This is a genomic window from Neobacillus vireti (assembly GCF_036962465.1).
Taxonomy (GTDB): Bacteria; Bacillota; Bacilli; order Bacillales; family Cytobacillaceae; genus Neobacillus; species Neobacillus vireti_B.
This window is the reverse complement of the sequence record NZ_JBALNF010000089.1, coordinates 20,206-27,492: the sequence shown is the minus strand read 5'-3', so window position 1 is coordinate 27,492 and position 7,287 is coordinate 20,206. Positions and strand designations below refer to the sequence as shown.

At 41.3% G+C, this 7,287-nt stretch carries 4 protein-coding genes; 3 read left to right on the top strand and 1 reads right to left on the bottom strand.

Translation table 11 applies throughout. The features are described 5' to 3' along the window. Positions 1 to 36 precede the first annotated feature (36 nt). The 3 genes from V7077_RS27015 to V7077_RS27005 all read left to right on the top strand — a co-directional run bounded on the left by V7077_RS27015 (position 37) and on the right by V7077_RS27005 (position 5,490). Entirely contained in the window at positions 37 to 2,493 is a 2,457-nt protein-coding gene (locus V7077_RS27015; protein WP_335507735.1) for a glycoside hydrolase family 3 N-terminal domain-containing protein, read from the top strand. A 106-nt stretch (positions 2,494 to 2,599) separates the two neighbouring features. Further along, positions 2,600 to 3,358, top strand: coding sequence for an SDR family oxidoreductase (locus V7077_RS27010; protein ID WP_335507733.1), 759 nt, complete (start codon positions 2,600 to 2,602; stop codon positions 3,356 to 3,358). A gap of 41 nt (positions 3,359 to 3,399) precedes the next feature. Continuing rightward, positions 3,400 to 5,490 (top strand): beta-glucosidase, encoded by a 2,091-nt coding sequence (locus tag V7077_RS27005; protein WP_335507731.1) that lies wholly within the window; start codon positions 3,400 to 3,402, stop codon positions 5,488 to 5,490. Positions 5,491 to 5,796: 306 nt separating this feature from the next. Here the strand turns inward: V7077_RS27005 and V7077_RS27000 are convergent, their stop codons facing one another. Beyond that, complete coding sequence (locus V7077_RS27000) at positions 5,797 to 7,050, bottom strand: multidrug effflux MFS transporter (RefSeq protein WP_335507729.1); 1,254 nt, start codon at positions 7,048 to 7,050, stop codon at positions 5,797 to 5,799. Between the last annotated feature and the right edge of the window lie 237 nt (positions 7,051 to 7,287).

The window sequence follows — 7,287 nt, the reverse complement described above, 5'->3', positions numbered from 1 at the left end:
CTATAATATTGCTATATCAATGAATAAATAAGCCAAATGAAATTTGGAGGTAGAAAAATGGAAAAGTATAAAGACACAAGCCAACCTTTAGAGGTAAGAGTGGAAGACTTACTATCCAGGATGACACTGGAGGATAAAATAGCACAAATTCAATGTATGATAGCTGCTGGTTCTGAACCTGCTGACACACTGGCCTACTTCTCAAATGGAATAGGAGAAATTGGCAGTTTTCCCTCAGGGAGTAATGCGAATGAAGTAGCAGAAGAGAATAAAAGGATTGTAGATTTTGTATGTAATAGTGATCTGGGCATCCCTCCCATTATACATTGCGAGGCGATCACAGGCCTCAGTGCAGCGGAAGCCACTATCTTCCCATCTGCCATAGGACTTGGCGCAACTTTTAATACTGATACGGTTCAAAAAATGGCAGATATTATTCGTCAGCAGATGCTGGCAGTTGGTATTCGCCAAGCCCTTTCGCCTGTAATGGATGTTTGCCGCGATCCGCGATGGGGGCGTATAGGAGAGACCTACGGTGAAGATCCGACACTAGCAGCCGCTATGAGTGTAGCTTTCACCAAGGGACTGCAGAGCGATGACCTCAAAAATGGCATTGCCGCCACAGGAAAGCACTTTCTGGGTTACGGTTTTTCCGAAGGCGGCCTGAATATGACGACCAATCCGATTCCTTCACGAGAATTGCGTGAAGTTTATGCAAAGCCCTTCCAGGCAGCCGTTACTGAAGGAGGTCTTCAATCCATCATGAATTCATATGGAGTTATTGATGGGGAAATGATTGTTGGTTCAAAGCATATTCTAAACGACTTATTACGGGATGAGATGGATTTTAAAGGCGTACTTGTGTCTGACTACACGTCAATTGAGCATTTGGTTGACCGTCACCTGGAGCCTGATATGATATCAGCGGCCATTACCGCTTTGAATGCTGGCCTAGATGTAGAATGTCCAATTCCCGCAGGCTATAGAACAGATTTATTAGTGGAGGCTATAAAGAGTGGAGCGCTCGATGAAGCGGTAATTGACCGTTCTGTTAGGCGTGTACTGGAGACAAAGTTTAAACTTGGGCTGTTTGAAAATCCTCAGCCTAGAATGGAAATGTTTGATACAGCCTATGGTAATCCGGAAAATGACCAGCACAGCCTGAAGGCTGCACGGGAGTCTACGGTTTTGCTTAAAAATGAAGGACTTCTGCCTCTTTCCAAGGATATTAAGAAAATTGCAGTAATCGGACCCCATGCAAATAGTGTTAGAATGATGTTCGGCGGCTATACGCGCCCTGCAGGTTTAGAAATGATGATTGGGCGTACAATGGGAGACATGGCTGGTATGTCTAACGAATTTGTAAGCATAGATGAAGATGATGACTTTGTACCGTCAGAACCCTTCCCAGGAAGTAACGTTTTACGTGAGCATCCAGATGCCATGGCGGCAATCAATGCTTTGTATGGACCTACTACTCCTACGATACTGGCTTCTATCAAGGAGAAATGCCCGGGAGCCCAAGTTGTATATGAAAAAGGCTGTGATATTGCAGGTACTGACCGAAGTATGTTTAATGAAGCAATCAAAGCTGCGAAAGAAGCAGATGTTGTGATACTGACTTTGGGAGGTAAGTATGGCTGGGGCGGAACCTGCACAATCGGTGAAGGGATTGACAGTGATAATATTGGTCTGACTGGAATTCAAGAGGAGTTTGCAAAGGAGATTTTTGCAGCCGGTACTCCTGCAGTTATGGTGCATATGGACGCGCGTCCACTGAGCAGTGTATTTATCTCTGAAAAATTCCCTGCGATTATTGAGTACTGGTACCCGGGCATAACAGGAGGAAGAGCGCTAGCCGATGTTCTGTTCGGCGATTATAATCCTGCCGGACGCCTGCCGGCAACCTGCGCCCGCAACGAAGGACAATTACCTATTTTCGCAGGACAGTCCTATGGCAACAGCTATCATACTGAGAATACCAATAATGTGTTAAACAAATATATCGACAGTACCAAGCAGCCACTGTTTTATTTTGGACACGGACTAAGCTATACAAATTTTGAGTACAGTGACCTGCAGGTAGACAGTAATACTAGAGCTGATGGCAGCGTCAAAGTGAGCTGCAAAGTTAAAAATGCCGGAAAGATGGACGGGGAAGAGGTAGTTCAGCTTTATGTTACAGATGAAATTGCATCAGTGGTGCGCCCTAATAAGGAACTTGCAGGGTTTTCCAGAATTGCTTTGAAAGCTGGCGAAGAAAAGACTGTTTGCTTTGAAATGAGAGCCGATCAGTTTGCCTTTTTAAATAAAGATATGAAATGGATCGTTGAAGAGGGTGACATGACTGTATGGATGGGCGGTTCGTCTGTTGATTTACCGCTGAAAGGAAGCTTCCATATAGACAACACCGCTGAAATTATTGGACATAAACGAGGCTTTTTTGCCAAGTCGAAAATACTAAATCGGATGGAGATCCAAATCACTAAGTAACAATAGCAATTGATTTAAATTGTACGACATGGGGGAAGGCTGCCTTTCCATTCAGGAATTGGATAGGCAGCTTATTTTTTGGAATTAAACAGGGGGGAAGATAGAAGTGAGACTTAAAGATAAGATTGCGGTAGTAACTGGTGCAGCATCAGGTATGGGGAAAGCTATCGCTATTCTTTATGCAAAAGAAGGGGCAAAAGTAGTAGTTTCTGATATTAATTTAGAGGGAGCTAAAAAAACGGTTGAAGAAATCAAATTAGATAGGGGTGAAGCTCTAGCGGTATCAGCAAATGTAGCTAAAGAAGAAGATATTCAGAATCTAATAGAAACGGCAGTTCTTGAATTCGGTACTCTGGATATTCTTGTTAATAATGCTGGAATAATGGATAATTTCGAACCAGCTGGCGATGTTGAAGACGAGAATTGGGAAAGAGTCTTTTCCGTTAACACAACAAGCGTTATGCGTGCAACACGTAAAGCACTTCCAATTTTCTTGAAGAAGAAACAAGGAGTAATCATTAACATTGCGTCCGCCGGTGGTTTACAAGGAGCGCGTGCCGGTGCGGCTTATACTGCTTCCAAGCATGCTGTAGTGGGATTGACAAAAAATACTGGCTTTATGTATGCAAAAGAAGGGATTCGCTGCAATGCTATTGCTCCTGGCGGGGTTGAAACAAATATCATGACTTCCTTGGCAACGGCTAATCCATTCGGAATGGAGCGTATCCAGCTTGGAGCGGGCATTAATCCTCGATTAGGGAAACCAGAGGAAATAGCAAACATAGCTTTATTCCTTGCCAGCGATGAATCAATCTTTTTAAATGGTACGGTCATTACTGCAGATGCTGGTTGTAATGCATATTAGTTAAATTATTTTAAATAGAAAAATAGAATGGAGAAGAAACTGTGAAGGTTAACAAGCAAACTCGAATAACCTATAACCAAAGAGCAAAAGAAATCGTCGATCAAATGACTCTGGAAGAAAGAGTCTATTTAATGAGTGGAAATATGACGATGGAAGATTTAATAGAAGAAATCACAAAAGGTAAGCATTATAACGAAACCCCTTACGAAGCGGGTGGGAATGAACGCCTGGGGGTTCCTGCAATGAAATTTGTTGATGGACCTAGAGGGTCAGTGGCAGGTACAGGACAAAGTACTTGTTTTCCTGTACCGATGTCAAGGGGTGCTTCATTTGATAAAGATTTAGAAGAGCGCATCGGAAAGGCAATCGGAAAAGAAATTCGTGCTGTCGGTGGAAACCTATTTGGCGGCGTCTGTATCAACCTTCCTCGAAATCCTGGCTGGGGAAGAAGTCAGGAAACCTATGGAGAGGAATCGTTCCATTTAGGCGTCATGGGGTCGGCCTTGACAAAGGGTGTACAAAGTGAAAATGTAATTGCCTGCGTTAAACATTATGCTTTCAACAGTATGGAAAATGCCCGATTTAAGGTAAATGTGAAAGCAGATAAACGTACGGAGAGAGAAGTCTATCTATCCCATTTTAAAGATACAATCGATGCCGGAGCGGCAAGTGTTATGAGTGCCTACAACAAGTACCAAGGACAACATTGCGGGCACAGTGATTATCTATTAAATCAGGTATTGAAAGATGAATGGGATTTTGATGGTTTTGTCATCAGTGATTTTGTCTGGGGCGTCCTGGATTCCGTGGAAGCAGCCAATGGCGGAATGGACATTGAAATGCATCTTACCCAGCACTTTGGTGATAAACTGTTGGAGGCTGTAAAAAGCGGGCAAGTCAACGAAGACAAAATCAATGATACAGCGGTTCGGATTGTCCGTACTTTACTAGCTTTTTCAGAGGCAGATGACAAGAAATACGGTATGGAACTAATAGGAAGCAAAGACCATATTGCTTTAGCGTTGGAAGCAGCAGAAAAATCGATGACATTGATGAAAAATGATAATAAAACATTACCATTTTCAAAATCTGAGACTAAAAAAATTGCAATCATTGGTAAATTAGGGAGTACAGAGAATATCGGCGATCATGGATCCAGCAATGTTCATCCTCAATATGTCGTCACTCCTTTAGACGGAGTGAAGAACATTGTTCCTCATTCCGAAGTAATTTTTGATGATGGACAAGATTTGGAAAGAGCAAAAGCATTGGCAAGTTCTGTTGACGCGGTTGTCTTTGTTGTTGGATTCAACCATGACGATGAAGGGGAATATATCGTAAACGATCAAGATCAAGATGTGACTGCCATTGGTGGTACCTCTAATTCTTTAGGTGGAGACAGGAAATTATCGCTTGGCCTTCACGCTGATGAAATTGAATTAATCAAAGTAGTTGGACCGGTCAATGAAAATTCAGCAGCTGTTCTCATTGGCGGGAATATGATTATGATTGAAGAATGGAAAAATGATGTTTCTGCTATTCTTATGGCCTTTTATCCTGGAATGGAGGGGGGAACGGCCATTGCCAAAACATTATTTGGTGAAGTCAATCCTGGTGGAAAATTGCCATTTGTTGTCCCAACGGATGAGAAACACCTGCCACAGATTAATTGGGAAGCGGAAGAAATCACCTATGGATATTATCATGGATATACCAAGTTAGAGAAAGAAGGGATTGAACCATCACTCCCTTATGGATACGGGTTGTCTTTTACGACTTTCGAGATTTCTAATGCTGCATTTGAGGTTTGGGGAGAAAGTATCTTAGCTCGATGTGACGTAACCAATACAGGTGAGCTAGAAGGTGATGAGGTCGTTCAGATGTATGTCGGATTCAGTCAATCACAGATTGATCGGCCAGTTAAAGTGTTACGCGGTTTTGAAAGAATAAATCTTTTGCCTGGTGAAACGAAAACAGTTGAAATTTCTTGTCCTATTGAGAAAGTAAAATGGTTTAATCCAGAGACTAACGCTTGGGAACTCGAAGATATCGATTATGACGTATACGTTGGGAATAGCAGTGCGGATAAAGATTTAATCAGAGGAAATGTAAATTTATTGGCTAAGAGATAATAACTGAAGGGGCTAGGGTATTCCATTTTTTTGCCATCTATAAACTCCTTAAAAACGAAGGACGCTGTTCCAACCCGCATTTTTATTGTTTTACAGGGGACAATTGAGATACTCTGGGGACAATTTTGAGCTATCTGTTTCTAATAACAACGTTTCAATCATATTGAAACTTATTGAAATCCTGTATAACAATACTTTCGTTCGATACGATTCCATTTTAATATTATACATCTATTCCTATGGCAAGAAAAAAGAGTAGTCCGAAAAAGACTACTCTATTTTTCTATTTTAGAATTACAGTTTTATTTATGAAGCCTGAGAGTTTTTTTGCTTAGACAACCCAACAAATGATTTAGAGGCTGTTTTCCGAAGTGAAGTCTTACTTACTAATCCATAATAGGAAAGGAAAGCTAGTAAACTTGTGAACAAGATGAGTATGCCCATAGGAATGCCTGAATTCGTCCCTGCTACTCCCACGAGTGGAGCCGTAAGTGAGCCAAGGACAAATGGCAATAATCCTAATAATGCAGAGGCACTACCTGCAATATGCCCTTGCTTTTCAATGGCTAATGTAAAAGACGTTGTTCCAATAATACTTAAAGAAAAGGTAAAAATGAATATTGGGATCACGACGGCGAAAAGAGGCGCTTTTAAGAGCAGGGCAATGAGTAATGCGGCACCCGCTAAGTTCGCCATTGCTAAGCCTATCTTTAAGAAAGTCCGCTCTGAAATGGTGTCTGCCAAGCGGCCGACCAACTGACTTCCAATAATAAATGCTAATCCATTTGTCCCAAATAATAGACTAAATTGTTGTGGTGTTACTCCGTAAATATTCTGATAGACAAACGGAACACCAGATACATAGGCAAAGATTCCTGCACCAGTAAAACCCTGAGTTAGAGCGTATCCTAAAAATGAGCGATCTCTGAATAAAGAGCCAAAATTCTTCATGATTTCAGGTAAATTGCTGGGAACACGGTTTTCTTTAGGGAGTGTTTCTTCTAATTTAAAAGTAACAGTGAAAAGCAACACCGCACCTATACAAGCCAATACAATGAACACTCCATGCCAATCGGTAAATGCAAGGATTCCCCCTCCAGCAACGGGTGCAACGATTGGTCCAAGGTTACCCACCAATACCATCATCGTAAAGAACTTGGTTAGTTCCTTTCCACTAAAGAGATCTCGAACAATTGCTCGAGAGATCACAAGTCCACCTGCGGCTGCTATGCCCTGGACTAACCGAGCAATAATAAGGAAATAGATATTGGGCGCCAACGCGCATGTTAGAGATGCAAGTAAGTACAAACTAATAAAGATTAGCAAAGGTTGTCGGCGACCTTTTACATCACTTAAAGGACCAATGATTAATTGACCCAATCCCAGGCCCAATAAACAGGAAGTTAAACTAATTTGTACCAGTGAAGCGGTAGTATCAAAATCTTTTACTATCGTTGGAAAAGAGGGTAAATACGTATCGATTGTAAAAGGTCCTAATAATCCAAGTGATCCTAAAAGTATTGCCAGTTGTATTCGTTTCTTAACACTATGTGTATTCAATGTCCATCGCCTTTCTAGGAATATAGTTTTTTTAATTCGTGCCCTTTATTTATCATCTTGTTCATTCAACAGAACAAGATGAATAAATCATTTATCTTTTGAATCCCCCTATATTTCATTTACAAATTGTTCACCCATTTATTGAATATACTTAGTTGCCCCGATGAACAAAGTTCATTATAACCCGAAACATACTCTAGAGTAAACAATCAATTTTTATATTAGCTGACGGATTAT

What these genes read in the sequence shown, in the direction of transcription:
- V7077_RS27015 (WP_335507735.1), top strand. Translation starts at nt 37, where the DNA reads ATGAAATTTGGAGGTAGAAAAATGGAAAAGTATAAAGACACAAGCCAA.